This is a genomic window from Neobacillus sp. GCM10027624 (genome assembly GCF_042675345.1).
GTDB lineage: Bacteria > Bacillota > Bacilli > Bacillales > Cytobacillaceae > Neobacillus > Neobacillus cucumis_D.
In genome coordinates, this window is sequence record NZ_JBHTHD010000013.1 from 69619 (window position 1) to 86078 (window position 16460).

Annotated in this window: 12 protein-coding genes and 1 pseudogene; 11 read left to right on the forward strand and 2 right to left on the reverse strand. The window is 37.5% G+C overall.

The window, feature by feature from the left end; translation table 11 throughout:
• Nucleotides 1-31: 31 nt before the first annotated feature.
• The 4 genes and pseudogenes from ACFQZ9_RS21370 to ACFQZ9_RS21385 all read left to right on the forward strand — a co-directional run.
• A pseudogene (locus tag ACFQZ9_RS21370) lies at nt 32-334 on the forward strand (sigma-54 interaction domain-containing protein); the annotation flags it as partial.
• A 173-nt stretch (nt 335-507) separates the two neighbouring features.
• On the forward strand, nt 508-2862 hold the full coding sequence (locus tag ACFQZ9_RS21375; protein WP_498945286.1) for a histidine kinase: 2355 nt from the start codon (nt 508-510) through the stop codon (nt 2860-2862).
• A gap of 24 nt (nt 2863-2886) precedes the next feature.
• On the forward strand, nt 2887-4047 hold the full coding sequence (locus ACFQZ9_RS21380) for a response regulator (protein ID WP_498945287.1): 1161 nt from the start codon (nt 2887-2889) through the stop codon (nt 4045-4047).
• Between the two features lie 154 nt (nt 4048-4201).
• Nucleotides 4202-5101 (forward strand): HAD family acid phosphatase, encoded by a 900-nt coding sequence (locus ACFQZ9_RS21385; RefSeq protein WP_498945288.1) that lies wholly within the window; start codon nt 4202-4204, stop codon nt 5099-5101.
• Nucleotides 5102-5463: 362 nt separating this feature from the next.
• Here ACFQZ9_RS21385 and ACFQZ9_RS21390 read toward each other — a convergent pair whose 3' ends face one another.
• Nucleotides 5464-6297: a MerR family transcriptional regulator gene (locus ACFQZ9_RS21390; RefSeq protein ID WP_498945289.1), complete on the reverse strand. Its 834-nt coding sequence runs from the start codon at nt 6295-6297 to the stop codon at nt 5464-5466.
• Nucleotides 6298-6427: 130 nt separating this feature from the next.
• Here ACFQZ9_RS21390 and ACFQZ9_RS21395 point away from each other — a divergent pair, with 130 nt between their 5' ends.
• From ACFQZ9_RS21395 to speB, 4 genes are all read left to right on the forward strand, one after another.
• On the forward strand, nt 6428-7816 hold the full coding sequence (locus ACFQZ9_RS21395; RefSeq protein WP_498945290.1) for an APC family permease: 1389 nt from the start codon (nt 6428-6430) through the stop codon (nt 7814-7816).
• Nucleotides 7817-7842: 26 nt separating this feature from the next.
• The gene (locus tag ACFQZ9_RS21400; protein WP_498945291.1) at nt 7843-9315 is read left to right on the forward strand and encodes an aldehyde dehydrogenase family protein; all 1473 of its coding nucleotides are present in this window, start codon (nt 7843-7845) and stop codon (nt 9313-9315) included.
• A 64-nt stretch (nt 9316-9379) separates the two neighbouring features.
• The gene (locus ACFQZ9_RS21405) at nt 9380-10564 is read left to right on the forward strand and encodes an iron-containing alcohol dehydrogenase (RefSeq protein ID WP_498945292.1); all 1185 of its coding nucleotides are present in this window, start codon (nt 9380-9382) and stop codon (nt 10562-10564) included.
• A gap of 114 nt (nt 10565-10678) precedes the next feature.
• On the forward strand, nt 10679-11677 hold the full coding sequence (gene speB / locus ACFQZ9_RS21410) for an agmatinase (RefSeq protein ID WP_498945293.1): 999 nt from the start codon (nt 10679-10681) through the stop codon (nt 11675-11677).
• A gap of 455 nt (nt 11678-12132) precedes the next feature.
• On the opposite strand, the gene dsdA is transcribed toward speB, so the two are convergent.
• Nucleotides 12133-13491 carry a D-serine dehydratase gene (dsdA, locus tag ACFQZ9_RS21415; RefSeq protein WP_498945294.1) on the reverse strand — a complete coding sequence of 453 codons (1359 nt, stop codon included), beginning with the start codon at nt 13489-13491 and terminating at the stop codon, nt 12133-12135.
• Nucleotides 13492-13652: 161 nt separating this feature from the next.
• Here dsdA and ACFQZ9_RS21420 point away from each other — a divergent pair, with 161 nt between their 5' ends.
• The 3 genes from ACFQZ9_RS21420 to ACFQZ9_RS21430 all read left to right on the forward strand — a co-directional run bounded on the left by ACFQZ9_RS21420 (nt 13653) and on the right by ACFQZ9_RS21430 (nt 16440).
• Nucleotides 13653-14198 carry a cupin domain-containing protein gene (locus ACFQZ9_RS21420; RefSeq protein WP_498945295.1) on the forward strand — a complete coding sequence of 182 codons (546 nt, stop codon included), beginning with the start codon at nt 13653-13655 and terminating at the stop codon, nt 14196-14198.
• 309 nt (nt 14199-14507) lie between these two features.
• Nucleotides 14508-15617, forward strand: a complete 1110-nt coding sequence (locus tag ACFQZ9_RS21425) for an ABC transporter substrate-binding protein (protein WP_498945296.1) — start codon at nt 14508-14510, stop codon at nt 15615-15617.
• Entirely contained in the window at nt 15607-16440 is an 834-nt protein-coding gene (locus ACFQZ9_RS21430; protein ID WP_498945297.1) for an alkaline phosphatase family protein, read from the forward strand. The genes ACFQZ9_RS21425 and ACFQZ9_RS21430 overlap by 11 nt, the downstream gene beginning before the upstream one ends.
• Nucleotides 16441-16460 lie beyond the last annotated feature (20 nt).

Consider the following 16460-nt stretch of genomic DNA (forward strand, 5'->3'; position numbering starts at 1 on the left):
AAGGAAATTCATTCGTAAAGGCAGTGATTATATGGAAAAACACTTTGGAACTCTTCAAATCGAATTGGATGCAATTCTTAGAGCTTCGAAAGATAACATAGTGATTACAGATGGAAACGGATTTGTTTTAAGAGCTAGTCCGAATTGCCAAGGTATTTACGGAAAGGATGTTCCTTTTTTAATTGGAAAATCAGTATCTCAGCTTGAAACAGAGAGCATTTTTTCCCCATCGGTTACCAAGATGGTTTTAAAAGCAAAAAAGGAAATACAAGTGATGCAGCACACGACAACAGGACGTGTAGTAATGGCAACGGGCTTCCCTGTTATGAACGAAATCTTTAAGAAAACAGCCTTGTCTTAACTCCATTAAAAGTAAAATGATTTTTTCGATAATTTTGTGAGATATTGTTGATATCTCTCGATGTCGATTTTATACTGATTAAAAAAATGCAATAGCGGGTCGTAAATTAGGTGAAATGGAATAATGCAACATGAGGGGCTATTTGAATGAATGAAAAAAAAGTGATCATACTTTTGATTATGGTTTGGCTTCTTACTTCGAATTTCTCGGTTGCAGAAGCAACCTCTTCAAAAAATAGAAATAGCTATGAAAAAATCTATGAAAAATATAGTAGTATTGCAGACTCTTTTTCAAGCGAGTCGATTCCACTCACAGATGAAGAAATAGAGTACCTTGATAATGTCAGGAAAAAAGGGTTGAAAGTTCCTAATAATCTTGATTCCATGGGGGGATTCTATGAATTTAAAAATAATGGAAATGAATATGGGGTAAATAAACTCTTCTACTCCGTACTGGAAAAAGTGTTAGGAGTAAAACTATCTTATGTCGCAGTGAGTAGTTCAGAAGATGTCATCAATAAAATATCGAATGGCACATTGGATTTGTCACCCATAATCCAAAGGCGTACAGTAGTCTATCCTGAGATTTTGCTTAGTGAACCCATTAGCATCAATATGAATTTCATTTTTTATTCGAATGATAAAAAAATAACGGATGATACACTTGCAGGGAAAAAAGTCGGTATTCTAAACATGATAGACGATAACAGTCAATCACTGAATAATTTTAGCGATATAAAATATTATCCATACAAAGATCTTTCTGCTGCTTATGATGCATTAAAAAATAATAAGATTGATTTTATCTACTCAAATGTTGGGAATTATAGAAGTTTAATTGATCATGGTCTCTTGGCGCGTCCGGTCCCTAATTCCCGAACCTATGATACCTATCGAGTAATAACTAGCAGTTCCAATCCTCTATTACTATCGATACTGAACAAAGCGATTTCCATCGCAATTGGCCCAATCGTTGCAAAATATGAAAAAGAAATGCAGAAAGCATATTTGTACAATCATTTCCCTATCACGGAAAAGGAAAAGGAGTTTATACGTTCAATTGGAAAAGTGCGTGTTATGGTGGATGACAACTTTGCACCCCTATCCTTTTATGATAAAGCCAAAGGTAAATATTCAGGTGCCAGTGTCGAACTTTTTGAAAACATTGCACACCTCATTGGGTTAGACTATATCTTCATACGCGATGAAAACCTTAGTTGGTCCGATAAGGTTAACAAAGTGAAAGAGAAAAATGTTGACCTCCTGTTTCCAATTAGCATTACGGAGACTAGACAAAAATTCGGTCTCTTTTCACACCCTTATGTTTCCACATATTATTCTGTAATTGCAAAAGCAGACAACCCAAAAAAGATAAAATATGTGCAAGAACTTCTTCATAAAAAAGTAGGAATCGTAAAGGGAACGTCCATAACAGATTTCATTGAGACAATTATTCCAAAAGAACAAATCACATATTTTGATAGTGATCGTAAAATGTATCTCGGACTAAAAAATAGGGATGTTGACTATATCATTCAAAACGAAAATGTCTTTTTGGAAGATTTTTATGAAAATGAGCTTTTTGATTTGATTTCTGTTTATCGCATTAAAGAATCACCTAAATATTATTGCTATTTTTTTAAACAGACAGGCGAGATGGATACCTTAGTAAGCATTATGAATCGTGCTATGAATTATTTTGATACAAATGATATTGTTGATAAGTATAAAGTTGGTGAAAGTGAACTTAGGAACAGGTATATCACGCAAAAAAGACATCGGAATCTAATCACTTTCATTTTGCTGATTGTATTGATCGTGTTATCACTATTTGTATTCGGTTTTATTCGAACTAAAAAGGTTTCGAAAAAACTTGAGAAGGAAGTAGCGATAAACGAAATGGCCTATTTGCAATCGCAAATAAAACCTCACTTTTTATATAATGCACTAAGCGCGATCATGGCCTTTTGCTATACTGATTCAGAAAAAGCGGGAGAATTATTGAACAGTCTCAGTAAATACCTAAGAATTGTTTTTAATACCGATAACCGTGGTGAACTGGTGACACTGCAACGTGAAATTGAACTGGTGAAATCTTATGTGGATATTGAGCAAGCCAGATATGGAGAACGACTTCAAACCATTTTCGAAATTGATGAAACTTGTTTACAGCAAAGGGTCATGCCATTGATGATACAGCCTTTAGTAGAGAATGCAATCCGGCATGGGGTTGTAAAAAAAACGCGGGGAGGCACGGTAAAGCTTACCGTCCAGCCAAAAGACGAATCGATAAAAGTTACTGTTACAGACGATGGGGTTGGGATGTCGGAACAAAAAATTAAAGAAATTTTATCTCGAAAGGAAACTGTTTTTGGAGTAGGCCTTGCCAATATCCATCAAAGGCTGGGACATATTGCAGACACGAAACTGACCATTGAAAGCAGAGAAGGGTATGGTACAATCATCACTTTGTATTTACCGTTTAAGAAAAATACTGGATAAAATAACTGGAGGAGGAAATTTGACTTGCCGAAGCTGATTGCGATTACCATAGATGATGAGTATCCAAACCATATTCTACTAAAACGAGTGATTGATCTAAATGGTCAATTAGAAGTGGTCAAGCAATTTACTCATCCTAAAACGGCTCTTGAAAAAATTGGTGAGATTAAACCAGATGTTGCGTTTGTGGATATTGAAATGCCAGACATGAATGGATTGGAATTGGCAGAAAAGATTTTGGCGATTCATGGGGAAACGCATATCATTTTTGTTACTGCATACAGCCAGTATGCGATAGAAGCTTTTAAAGTTAATGCCCTGGATTATATTTTAAAGCCTGTTGATGCGCAAGAAATAAATCGAGTGGTTCGTAAAATCATGAACCGTACGAGCCGGCAAAGGCCTGAATCCACAATTGAGGATCAAGAAATCATGCACAAGGGAAGAATTCTTTGTATGGGCGAATTTGAAGTCTTTGGGCGACATTCAAATCAAAAGGTACACTGGATAACATCGAAGGTAGAGGAGCTCTTGGCTTATCTTGTTATGCACCTTGGGAAACCTATCGGCAAATGGAGGCTCTGTGATTTGCTTTGGCCTAGCCTAGACCCTGATCGGGCGACAACCAATCTCCATACCTCTATTTACCGCTTAAAGAAAACAATTGTGAATGAGCAGGTGCCGCTTAAGATTAAAAGTAATAGTGACGGGTACTGGGTGGAGCTTGAGGAATGTCTCTTGGATTATCAGGAATTTGTAAGAGTATCCACGGAATTGTTAAGGAGCAACCAACATCCTGACAGCGAAAAAGAAGTATCGTTGCTTATGAAAGTTGAATCATACTACCGTGGAGAGCTTTTTGAAAATAAAGCTTATCTTTGGAGTGCTGCTCTTAGCGAAAGCATCAACCAAATTTATATTCGACTTACATATCGGCTAATCAATTATTTTGATAAAAACCAATCCATTGAACAAGAATTGGAATACCTGAAAAAGCTATTGCGCTTTTTCCCCTATGAGGAAAAGGCATGTATTATGGCAATGGACATCTACGAAAAACGTAAAGACAAGCCAGCCCTCATCAGACAATATCAGCAGCATAGCCAATATCTTATGAAAGAAATGGGCTGCACACCCTCTTTAAAAGTTGAAAAGCACTATATGGAATTAATAAAAATCCTCTAAAGGACCAAAAGTGATTTGAAAAGGAGCTGTTTCCGATTCAAGTCGCTTTTTTTCTATAACCACGTCTTTTCAGAATTGTTTATAATGTCAGAAATATGTCAGAGTGATGATTTAACATATATTATGTTATAAAAAATTTGAGGAGGATAAAGAAATGAAAAGACATTTTTCAATGATTCTAGCAATTATTGTTGTACTTAGTAGTGCAACGGTTGGTTATGTATTTGGCTTATCTAAACAGCATTCAGCACATGTACAGGCAGCAGTGGAACAACCAAAAATAACACCAAGTGCTGAAGGTTCTACAGTAGATGGACTCAATAATATACTGAATGTAGCAGTTGCCTGGAAGCAGACTGCTGCAGAGTATAAAGCGCTCTATCACCAATCTTTTAATATGGCACGAATCCAAGTTGATCGTGCCCTTGCCAACCGCAAGGAGGGGGATAAACCGTTAGCTGTTATCACGGATATTGATGATACAATTCTCAGTCCGGTCAATTATTGGGGATATCTTATTAACAATAATAAAGACTTCTTCGACGATGCGATTTGGGACAAGTGGATTCCAACGTATAACATGGCGGCTACTGCAGGGGCACTGGATTTCTTTAATTACTGTAAGAAAAAAGGGGTAGAGGTTTACTATGTTTCGAGCCGTGACCAAGGATCAAAAACATATCACTACGCAAAAACACAACTAAAGAAACTTAAATTTCCTTATGTCGATAATAAGCATCTGACAATTCTCAGAGACACATCAAACAAGGAACCCCGTCAAAACGAGATAGCTCAAAATTATAAGGTAATCTCCTATTTAGGTGATAACTTGAACGATTTCCGCCGAATTTATTACGTTGCAGACATTGACAAGCGTGCCAAGTTGATGGAACAGGATAAAGATCTCTTTGGAACTAAGTTTATTCTCATGCCAAATCCAACTGACGGACATTGGGTACGCGCCATCTTTGGTGAATCGGAGCCTGCAGCGACCGATAAAAACCGCGCAATATGGATGGAGGCAGCTACTCGTTCCGCTTGGAAACAAAAGTAGAATTGAATTTAAATGTATTGGGAGAGTCGTTACCTACATGGATTTAAGATGGACAGTGGATGGGTAATCGTTAACTCATACGGTCAGTTGCTCTTCCAGGAGGCTGCTATGGAACACGAATAGAAACGAACTATTATAATTAGTTCGGTTTTCGTGGAAAAACATTATCGGTAGCATACAAAAAAGCGTATTAATTAACATATCTGTAATACTTTTTTGATGATACTAATAGTTAAAGTAAAAACCACTTAGGATAATCCAAGTGGTTTTTATTTGTTAATTAAATGGGAGTTGATACAAGGGGACGGTTCCCTCGTCCTCTCACTTCATCAAGGTGGGACAAGGTTCCTAACCCGCCGTCCCTAAATTTGAACTGGAACCTGAATTTCGAATGTAATCTCATTTGGTTTATCTGTGATTGTAATATCGACGTGCATAATTTGCAGCGCATCTCCGGTTATATGATATCCGTTTTCATCAAGATATTCCAATATCTTACTCAAACTTTCGCTTCGGTTCCATAATAATTCTCCGTTGTAACGAATACATGCAAATAAACCGGCAGGAACAGTGATTTGGCACTGTTTTGGTAATTTTTCTTTATTTTTTGCAACGACAAAAATAATGGAAGGTTCTTCAAACCGTTTCGCTCTAAGATCTGCTTCCTTGATGATAATACCTAGTCTATTACTAGCCAGAATTGGTGTCTTCTCGGTGAGCATATTTTCTAACCTTATAACACCATAACAAAGCTCCAAATTATTATTTATTTTTTCATTTAAGGTAATTAACTTCCTTTTTCCAATTTCTCGGAAAAACACCTCTTGAAGTTCTTTTTCTTTCGCTACATGCTCCAAATATCCAATTTTTCCGCGAATATTTTCCTCCAAGTCATGTAACTCACTCAGTTTTGATTTAAGTTCCGTATGTTTGGCTTTTAGAATATCCATGGACTTATTAAAATTACGTTCATTAAAATATTCCTTTATTTCGTCTGTACTCATCCCAAGTTGCCGTAACTCTTTGATGGTCCCTAGAACTTCATATTGAAAAATAGAATAGTAGCGATACCCCGAATCGGGATCAACATATTGAGGTTTGAATAGGTCAATCCGATCATAGTGGCGTAAGGTCTCCGTCGTTATCCCCCGTAGCCCCGCCATTTCACCGATGGTTAATTTTTCCTTTATCTTCAATGAGATCACCTCCCCTAAAAAATTATAATACACCTATTGACCTTTGTGTAACAACAAGGTTTACAATGAGGGTACGAAATATTCTTAATCATCTAAGAATTGAATTTATTAACACGGAGGGAGTTGAGTTATGAAACAGAAAGCGCTTGCAAAAACGCTTACTTTGTCACAGGTTGTTTTTTTAGGAATTGCATGGAATAACCCCATGGTGTTTTTTAATACCTATGGAATTGCTGCCGTTACCTCAAAAGGTGTCATTACAGCTGCTTACATTATTGCTTTTTTAGCAATACTTTTTACAGCTCTCAGCTATGGCAAGATGGCTAAAGCGTTCCCGATCTCAGGTTCAGCCTATACCTTTACGCAAAAATCTATTAATTCTGAGGCTGGGTTCATTGTGGGTTGGTCGATAATGCTTGATTATTTGTTAACACCTATGGTTACCTGCTTAATGTCGATTGTCTTTTTGAGTTCGGTATTTCCTGGAATCCCGCATTATGTGTGGGTAATTGTGTTGACTGCAAGCATCGTATCTCCAAGTATACTAGGTGTGGAGATATCAGCAATAACTAGTAAAATTTTTGTGATTGCTCAAGTCATTTTTGTTTGCCTTTTCTGGATATTAACCTTCAAAAGTCTATCAGAAGGAGTAGGGACGGGTAGTCTTTTCTCAATTAAGCCATTGTTTGATGCCGGTGTTTCCTTATCCGATATTTTGGCAGGTGCTACCATTCTTTGTTTTAGTTTTCTTGGTTTTGATTCACTCACCACTTTATCAGAGGAAACAATCAATCCCGAAAAAACGATTCCAAAAGCGATTATTATCATGCTATTGTTTATCGGAGTTTTGTATATTGGATCTTCTTACTTAGCACAATTGGTGAATCCGGGCATTTCATTCAAACATGCTGATTCTGCAGCCCTTGAAATAGCAGTGCTCGTCGGAGGAAATTTATTTAAATCCATGTTTATTACAGCGGTGATTATTGGTAATTTCTCTTCAGGTATCGCTTCAATTACAAGCGCTTCTCGAGTGTTATATGCGATGGGGCGAGATTCTGTATTACCAAAAAAAATATTTGGATATATTCATCCTAAATTTAAAACACCGTCACTTAGCATCATTGTGATTGGCGCAGTTTCTTTACTTGCAATTTTATTAACCCTAGAACAAGTTATAAAGTTTATCAATTTTGGAGCGTTAATTGCCTTTACATCGGTAAATGTGTCTGTTATCGCCCATTATTTTATCAGAAGTCACAAGCGTTCCTTTCTGGATTGCATTCGGTATCTATTATTACCACTCATTGGCGCAGCCTTTACGATGTGGTTATGGTCGCATTTAGAAATGGATGCGTTGATTCTCGGGGGCATTTGGATGGCATGCGGATTGATTTATCTTGTCTATATGACGAAATGGTTCCGCAAACCACTTCCTGAGTTTTATTTTGATAAAGAAATGATTCCAGAAAATGACCAAGACATTGATCAAGAGGTTATCTCTCAACAGGTAAGATAAAAATAACATATTGGAGGTTTGTCAAAATGTTGAAGTTGAAAATGTTTATTAATGGTGAATGGATGGATTCGTTAAGCAGAGAGAAGAGTCATGCTGTGAATCCCGCAAACGGTAAAATCATGGCTGAGGCTCCGCAGGGAAGTAGAGAAGAAGCCCAAATGGCGATTAATGCAGCACGAACAGCTTTTGACTCCGGAATTTGGTCAGACTTGCCGGCATCTGAACGTGCATCCTACTTATTTAAAATAGCGGATAAGATTGAAGAAAGGGCAGCCGAGCTTAGCAAACTTGAAACAGAGAATACGGGAAAACCCCTTAAAGAATCTGAGTTTGATATTGCTGATACGGTGGATTGCTTTCGATACTATGCTGGGTTAGTGACAAAGCCAAATGGTCAAACGTATTCTGTTGCCGATCCTGTACAAGCCATGGTTATTCGGGAACCTGTCGGTGTATGCGGACTTATCGCTGCATGGAATTTTCCATTGTTGACGGGAGCTTGGAAAATAGCCCCTGCGCTTGCTGCGGGAAATACGCTTGTATTTAAACCAGCTGAAATCACTCCGGTCACCACTTACAAATTATTTGAGATCATGGAAGAAGTGGGGATACCAGCTGGTGTTGCAAACCTAGTTTTGGGAGGTGGTTCAACAGTAGGAAATGAAATAGCGGAAAGTCAAAAGGTGGATCTAATTTCTTTTACAGGTAGTACAGCAACGGGTAGAAGCATCATGAATGCAGCAACAGGAAATATTAAAAACATTTCACTCGAACTAGGCGGCAAGTCACCAAATATTGTTTTCGCTGACGCAGATTTTGAGACAGCCATCGATTATGCATTAAATGGGATTTTTACCAATGCCGGACAAGTTTGTAATGCAGGATCGCGTCTACTATTAGAAGAGAGCATTCATGATAAGTTCATTGCTAGATTAGTAGAAAGAGCGAAAAAGATTCAGGTTGGGCTTGGGGATGATTCGTCTACAGAGATGGGTCCGCTTGTAAGTGAAGACCATATGAAGAACATCCTTGAATATATTCAAATTGGCTTAAACGAAGGGGCTACATTAGTTTGCGGGGGCAACCGCATCACAAGTGACGGGCTTGAAAATGGTTATTTCATTGAGCCAACAATATTTGTTGACACCAAACCTGACATGAGAATTGTTCAGGAAGAAATTTTTGGACCAGTCCTTGTCGTTCAAAAGTTTAAAGATGAGGAGGAAGCAATCCAGCTGGCCAATGATACCTCATACGGGCTTGCAGCAGGTGTTTTTTCACAAGATGGAGCCAAAGCTTTGAGGGTTATTAAAAAAGTAAGAGCCGGAATTACCTATGTTAATGCTTATAACCTCGCCTATAATGAAGCACCGTGGGGAGGGTACAAGCAGAGCGGTATTGGTCGCGGGTTAGGAACCTTTGGTTTGGATACGTTTACTGAGGTAAAACAAATTAATATTAATTTAGATGTTAAGCCAACTGAATGGTTTAGCAATTAGTTAAATAGAGAAAACATCAGTTTTGAATTCAGAATATTGCGAATAATAAAGGAGGAAATTTAATATGCTATGGGATTTTCATTTTAATCTGCCTACTTCTATAGAGTTTGGAAAGGGTAAAGTAAAGAATATTGGGAAAAGGGCTAAAGAATTAGGGGGAAATAAAGCACTCATTATTACAGATAAAGGACTTGCACAAACAGGAATTTTGGACAAAATCACACAATCTTTAGATCAAGAAGGTGTTAATTATATTGTTTATGATGAAATATCACCTAATCCAAAAGATGTAGACTGCGAGAGTGCTTATCAAAAGTTTAAAAACGAGAACATCGATCTTTTAATTGGTCTTGGCGGCGGAAGTTCAATGGATACAGCCAAAGCAATTGGGACACTTTTAACACATGGAGGAGAATTAAGAGAACGTTACGGTGTAAATTTACTAGAACGGGAAATCCCACCACTAATTTGTATTCCGACAACTTCAGGTACCGGTAGTGAAGTTACAAGAGGTTCTGTCATTACCGATACCGTGACGAAACAAAAGGAGGCGATACTAGATTTGAAAATCGCTCCTAAACTTGCACTTGTAGATCCTGAATTGACGGTAACTTTGCCTAAATCCATTACAGCAGCTACAGGAATGGATGCACTCACACATGCTATCGAAGCTTACACCTGCAAAGTTGCTCAACCACTTTCAGATGCTTTGGGACTATATTCCATAGAATTAATTGCAAAGTACCTACCATTAGCAGTAGAAAATGGTCACGATTTAGAGGCTAGGAAAAATATGCTTTTGGGCAGTTTGGTTGCCGGTATCGCCTTTGATAACACGGATCTTGGGGCTGTACATGCAATGGCCGAACCACTTGGAGGACTTTATGATACTCCACATGGAGTGGCGAATTCTATTTTTCTTCCACATGTATTTGAATATAATATTCCTTCCAATCCAGAAAAGCACGCCATGGTAGCAATCAAGCTTGGGGCAAATCCTGAAGGAAAAACAATTGAAGAAACGGCTTATGAAGGTGTTGTGTTGTTAAAAGAGCTGGCAAATAAAATCGGCATTCCTAGCTTTCGAGATTTAAGTAATGTAAATCCCGAAGACTTCCCATTCCTAGCAGAAGGAGCCTTTAAACATTTGTGTACTCAGGCAAATTCAAGGGATTTGACAAAAGAAGACTATCTGAATTTATTTCAAAAGACTTATGAGGAGAAAACAACAACTTTAATTGAAAGCTAATTGTGTAAACAATATAAAAATAGAATTAAAAATAATTGGTTAACAAATGGCCCCCATCAGAAAACTTTGCATAAGGAAAAAGCGTGGATGAAAATTAAAAAGGAGGCAGCAAGAATGTCTATTCGTGATGAAAAGCAGTTTTTAAACTTACCATTTACAGGAATTTGTACTTTTGGGAAATACCCAATATGTTCGAACCTGAACCAGCTTGATGCAGATGTAGCTGTAATCGGGGTGCCGAATGACATGGGGACACAATGGAAATCTGGTGCAAGAATGGGCCCTAGAGGAATCCGTGAAGGCTCTACATTATATAGTTTCGGTCTGGATGGTGCTTATGATATTGAAAACGATATTATGTATCTTGGGCCTGAATGGAAAGTCGTCGACTGTGGTGATGTAGACATGGTACACGGAGATATTATGCAGTGCCATGAAAATACAGAAGAAGCAATACGAAAAATTATTTCCAAAGGTGCTATGCCGGTTGTATTAGGAGGCGATCACTCCATCACAGCAGCAGTTGGAAAGGGACTAGAAGACATAGGTCCGTTTCATGTGATTCAAATTGATGCCCATCTAGACTGGGCGGATCATCGCTCAGGAATGAGGTATGGTCATGGAAATTGTATTCGTCGCTTATCTGAGCTGGATTATGTTCAGAAAATATTCCAGTTCGGTATTCGCGGGATCAGCAGCAGCAAAAAAGAAGACGTCGATGCAGCAAGAGCGTATGGCAGTGTGATCCTATCACCTCGTCAGATGAGAAAAATGGGACTTAAAGAAGTGTTGGAGCTTATTCCTGCAGGAGAAAAATATTATATAACGATTGATATTGACGGAATCGATCCGTCAATTGCACCTGGAACAGGAACACCTTCTCCAGGTGGGCTCCTCTACGATGAGGTTAATGAATTGCTTGAAGGAATTTCCAAAAGAGGAGAAGTCATCGGGTTTGATTTAGTAGAAGTTGCACCACCATATGACCCAACGGGCATGACCGGACAAGTAGCAGCCCGTATTTTACTAGACTTACTCAGCTATGTATTAAAAGAAAAAGAGAAAAAAGAGAATAAAAAATTCGGAAAAGAAAAAGAAGAAATGCTTTTTTAACTGGGGTTGTTTCCTACTGGGACAAATGGATGTTAATAAAAAAGAGGAACGCAAAGCGTTCCTCTCCTTATTTCTATGGACTCTAACCATTCGTAAAACAAGAAAAAATTCACTATAACTTCATTTTGTATTCTAGCCTTAAAACCCTTCATCTCTTTGAAAATCTAAACATTTATTCTCCTTACTTTTATATTTATTTATTTTATTACATTAATAAGGAATGACCGTCAGATAATTATAATATTTCTCCCGAGGAAATCATATTTGAGCCAAATCAGATCATTTGATGGGGATAGGAGCTCCTTCCCCCATCTAACTCAGAAGTTTTAAACGAATTCAATACTTATGCAAGTAGCTGATAGGAATTAGTCCATGCGATTCACGGTGTAACGTATTAAGACCTAATTATATTATGATGGGATGGTTAAAGAACACCTAACCCCGTGTTAATTTACTTATTGTTCATTTAACGTTAACTTCAATCCTTTTTGATAATATTCTGCCATCATTTCTTCAGGAACCATGTTTCCACCTGTTCCCCAAATAATATGTGTAGCCTTGTTCATTTTTTTAGTTAAATTATGCTTCAGTAAATAATCGGTTCCCTCTTTACATAATTTAATGGGGCCAATCATGCCTGCTAGTGCAGAAGGTTCTAAACGAATCGCCTCTGTATCAACTAGTTCCTTTAGCAACATGTATAATTGCTCATCGCAAACCGTATAATTACCACTTAAAAACGGTTCGATCGTTTTACCCACAAACCCAGATGGTCTTCCAACAGCCAGTCCATCTGCGTCTGTGATATTATCAATACCAATATCTTGTACAGAAATTCTATCATGGAGTCCAGTCATTAATCCAAGTAACATACATGGAGAATGGGTAGGTTCTGCAAAGAAACAGTGAACGTAATCTTTATACAATAGCTTTAAACCAAATGCTATGCCCCCAGGACCACCGCCTACCCCACATGGAAGGTATACAAACAAAGGATTATTTTCATCTATTATTATCTTTAACTCTTCTAATTGTTTTTTTAATCGAACTGCTGCCACTGCGTATCCTAAAAATAGATCATGAGAATTTTCATCATCCACAAAATAACATGTAGGGTCCCTATCTGCTTGAATTCGACCTTCTTCTACTGCTTTACTATAATCTGCTTCATATTCAATGACATTAACATTTTTGCTTCGAAGCAACTCTTTTTTCCATTGTTTTGCATCAGCCGACATATGAACAGTCACATTAAAACCTAATTTTGCACTCATGATGCCTATACTAAGTCCTAAATTTCCAGTCGACCCAACAGCGATTGAATATTGAGAGAAGAAGGTTCGAAACCTCTCACTATCTAAAATTGAATAGTCATCATGAATGGTTAATAATTGATGTTGAAGAGCTAATTCTTCTGCATGTTTGAGAACTTCATAGATCCCGCCTCTTGCTTTTATTGACCCTGATATAGGAAGATGACTATCACACTTTAGAAATAATTCACCTAATATAGGCTGTTGATAATTCCTTTCTAGGGATTCTTTCATGGAGGGGATTTCCACTAAAGGTGATTCGATAATACCATTCATCTTTTTTGTTTCTGGAAAAACCTTAGCGATATATGGAGCAAAACGTTTCAACCTTTCTTCTGCATCCTTTACATCCTCTTGAATTAGTGGGGATTTTTTAATTCCTTTTTGGAATTTTTTGATATTAGGATTGAACCAGAAGGTTTCCTCCATTGAAATGAGTTTGCTTAGTAAAGGATATTGGTCTTTCCATTTTTGTATTTCTTTGCTTTCAATCTCTTTCATTCGACGAATCCTCCTAATTGACTTGTAACCAGCTATCAAACTGAAATAAAATATAAGTTAATAAACGTTAAATGAAATTTAACACAAATCGTTTTAATTGTTAAGTCTTGTTTAATTATATTAAATGATATTTAACAAGTAATAGTAAGGAGTATATAGAGATGGAAAATATAGATATTGGTAAAAAGGTTGAACAATATAGAAAAGCTAAAGAGTTAAGCATTAGAGAATTAGCTAAGTTAGCTGAAATAACGCCTTCAATGTTAAGCCAAATTGAACGCGGATTAGCAAATCCTTCTATTCAAACGCTTAAAGTTTTAGCAAAAGCCCTTGATGTTCCAACCTTTAGTTTTTTTCTTGAAGAAAAAAACACGGCAGATTTAGTTGTTAGGAAAAATCAACGTAGAAAAATGGTGATTGACAATTTGTCTTATGAATTGTTGTCACCCGATTTTACTGGAAATCTCGCCTCAGCTATTATGAAGATTCCACCAAACACTTCGTCGTCTGAGAAACTCTTGGAACATAAAGGAGAGGAAGTTGCTTTCATTTTAGAGGGAAAAATTAAGGTGTATTTAAATGAGGAGGAACATATATTAGAGGCTGGCGATAGTGTGAAAATACCAGCATATATGAAACATAAATGGGAAAATGATTTCAATCAAAATGTATCTGTATTATTTTCAGTTACCCCGCCTGCTTTTTAATGTTAGTGATAAATGTAAAATGGATTTGAAATAAGTTTTAATCATTCTGAAAAAAGTTTGATCAAAAATTCTGTATGGATAGATACAGGGGCTTTATTATATATATAAAAGCAACCTACTGAACCAAACAACAAAATGTTGTCCGGTACAGTAGGTTTTTTTTTTGAAAAGATATTCACTTCTAGAGGGTGGGGCAGAAGATTACATAACCTTAACATTGGTTTAATGTAGAGTTTACATTAATGAATTATTCTAAAACCGTAAACAATCAACAACAATATTAAAGAAACCAAACTGGAGGATTTCTTAATGAAACGTAAATGGAGTAAGACACTGAAGTCAATACAAGCTGGGGTATTAGGTGTAAGTTTACTAAGTTTGGCAGCTTGCAGTACAAATGAAAAAACTGTTGCTCCCGTTGTGAAAAATCCTAATTCACTAAAAGTTGGGGAAATTGAGTCAAAATCAAAGAAAGAAGGGGCCATAAATAGCGTCGGTATGCCAGATACATGGGCAAACTGGGGGGAAACTTGGGGAGACGTGACAAAAAAATACAAATTGACCCATAATGATACAGATTTATCAAGCGCTGAAGAAATTGCAAAGTTTGAATCTGAAAAGGAGAATGCTTCGGCTGATATTGGTGACGTAGGGATTTCTTTTGCTCCTATAGCGGAGCAAAAAAAGCTCACTATACCATATAAGACCTCCTATTGGAATGAAGTACCGAAATGGGCAAAAGATGACGATGGAGACTGGGTTGCAGGATATCAGGGAACGATTGCTTTCTTAACAAATAAAGAATTGGTAAAGAACCCGCCAAAATCATGGGCTGATCTATTAAAAGGAAACTACAAAGTAACCGTTGGGGATGTTCAGCGCGGCGCACAGAATCAAATGGCTGTTCTTGCTGCTGCGATTGCTAACGGCGGTAGTGAGTCAAATATCGAACCGGGTCTTAAATATTTTGCCAAGCTTGCCAAACAGGGCCGTCTTAGTCTGACAGATGCAAAGCCGGCTAACATTGAAAAAGGGGAAGTAGAGGTAGCCATTGTTTGGGATTTCAATGCCATTGGATATGCGGAGCAAATCAACCGCAAGCAATTTGATATAAGCATTCCAAAAGAAGGTTCAGTTGTCAGTGCTTATTCCACCATCATTAACAAATATGCTAAGCATCCATATGCTGCGATGGCGACTAGAGAATATATCTTAAGTGATGAAGGTCAAATTAATTTAGCTAAAGGATTTGCACGTCCGATTCGTGATGTACAACTTCCAAAAGAGGTAGCAGCCAAACTGGTTCCAAACGAAGAATACAAAAATGCCCAACCAATTAAAGATTACAAAGCTTGGGAAGGAACAGCAAAAACTTTACCGCAGCTTTGGCAAGAAGAGGTGTTAGTCAATGTTAAATAAAGTGATTGTCGTTGTTGTTGATGGTATGAGATATGATAAGGCGTTTGATGCACTAGGATATGTTCAGCATTTAGTTCAAACGAATCAGGCGGCACTATACAAAGTGAAATCGGAGCTTCCAAGTCTTTCCCGTCCGCTGTATGAAGTATTACTAACCGGCACTCCGGCATCCATGAATGGAATTACCTCCAATCAAACGATTCGTTTATCTAATGAGAAAAGTATTTTTCATCTTACGAAAGAGAACGGATTAAGAAATGCTTCTGCAGCTTATTACTGGGTAAGCGAACTATATAACCGGGCGCCATTCAACTTTATAGAAGACCGTATCCAAGAAGATATTTCTAAGCCTATCCAATCCGGATTGTTCTATTGGGAAGATGATTATCCGGATAGCCATTTGTTGATGGATGCGGAGGCTTTACGCAGAAAGCATGATCCTCACTTTTTATATATTCATCCTATGGGAGTGGATGTAAAAGGAGAGAATTATGGTTCCGAATCGAAAGAATATCGGGAACAAATTTTAAAAATGGGCAGCTTGTTAGCGCAACTTCTCCCGATTTGGATGAAATCTGGTTACCATATTTTGATTACCTCCGACCATGGGATGAGTGAATATGGGAACCATGGGGGCATAACTGATGGTGAACGTGATGTACCGCTTTTTGTCATTAGTCCAAGAATAGAAACAGGAATACATGGGGAAACCATTCCTCAATTGGCGTTTGCACCACTGGTTTGTGAACTGTTAGGTATTGAACCGTCTGACAAAATGATTTCTTATAAATTTCCTGGACTGAAAGAAGCGGTCACTCTTTAATTTGGACAGCTTTGTAGTCT

Coding starts and splice junctions, on each gene's coding strand:
- ACFQZ9_RS21375 (WP_498945286.1), top strand. CDS start 508: ATGAATGAAAAAAAAGTGATCATACTTTTGATTATGGTTTGGCTTCTT.
- ACFQZ9_RS21395 (WP_498945290.1), top strand. CDS start 6,428: ATGAAACAGAAAGCGCTTGCAAAAACGCTTACTTTGTCACAGGTTGTT.
- ACFQZ9_RS21385 (WP_498945288.1), top strand. CDS start 4,202: ATGAAAAGACATTTTTCAATGATTCTAGCAATTATTGTTGTACTTAGT.
- ACFQZ9_RS21430 (WP_498945297.1), top strand. CDS start 15,607: ATGTTAAATAAAGTGATTGTCGTTGTTGTTGATGGTATGAGATATGAT.
- ACFQZ9_RS21405 (WP_498945292.1), top strand. CDS start 9,380: ATGCTATGGGATTTTCATTTTAATCTGCCTACTTCTATAGAGTTTGGA.
- speB (WP_498945293.1), top strand. CDS start 10,679: ATGTCTATTCGTGATGAAAAGCAGTTTTTAAACTTACCATTTACAGGA.
- ACFQZ9_RS21425 (WP_498945296.1), top strand. CDS start 14,508: ATGAAACGTAAATGGAGTAAGACACTGAAGTCAATACAAGCTGGGGTA.
- ACFQZ9_RS21420 (WP_498945295.1), top strand. CDS start 13,653: ATGGAAAATATAGATATTGGTAAAAAGGTTGAACAATATAGAAAAGCT.
- ACFQZ9_RS21400 (WP_498945291.1), top strand. CDS start 7,843: ATGTTGAAGTTGAAAATGTTTATTAATGGTGAATGGATGGATTCGTTA.
- dsdA (WP_498945294.1), bottom strand. CDS start 13,491: ATGAAAGAGATTGAAAGCAAAGAAATACAAAAATGGAAAGACCAATAT.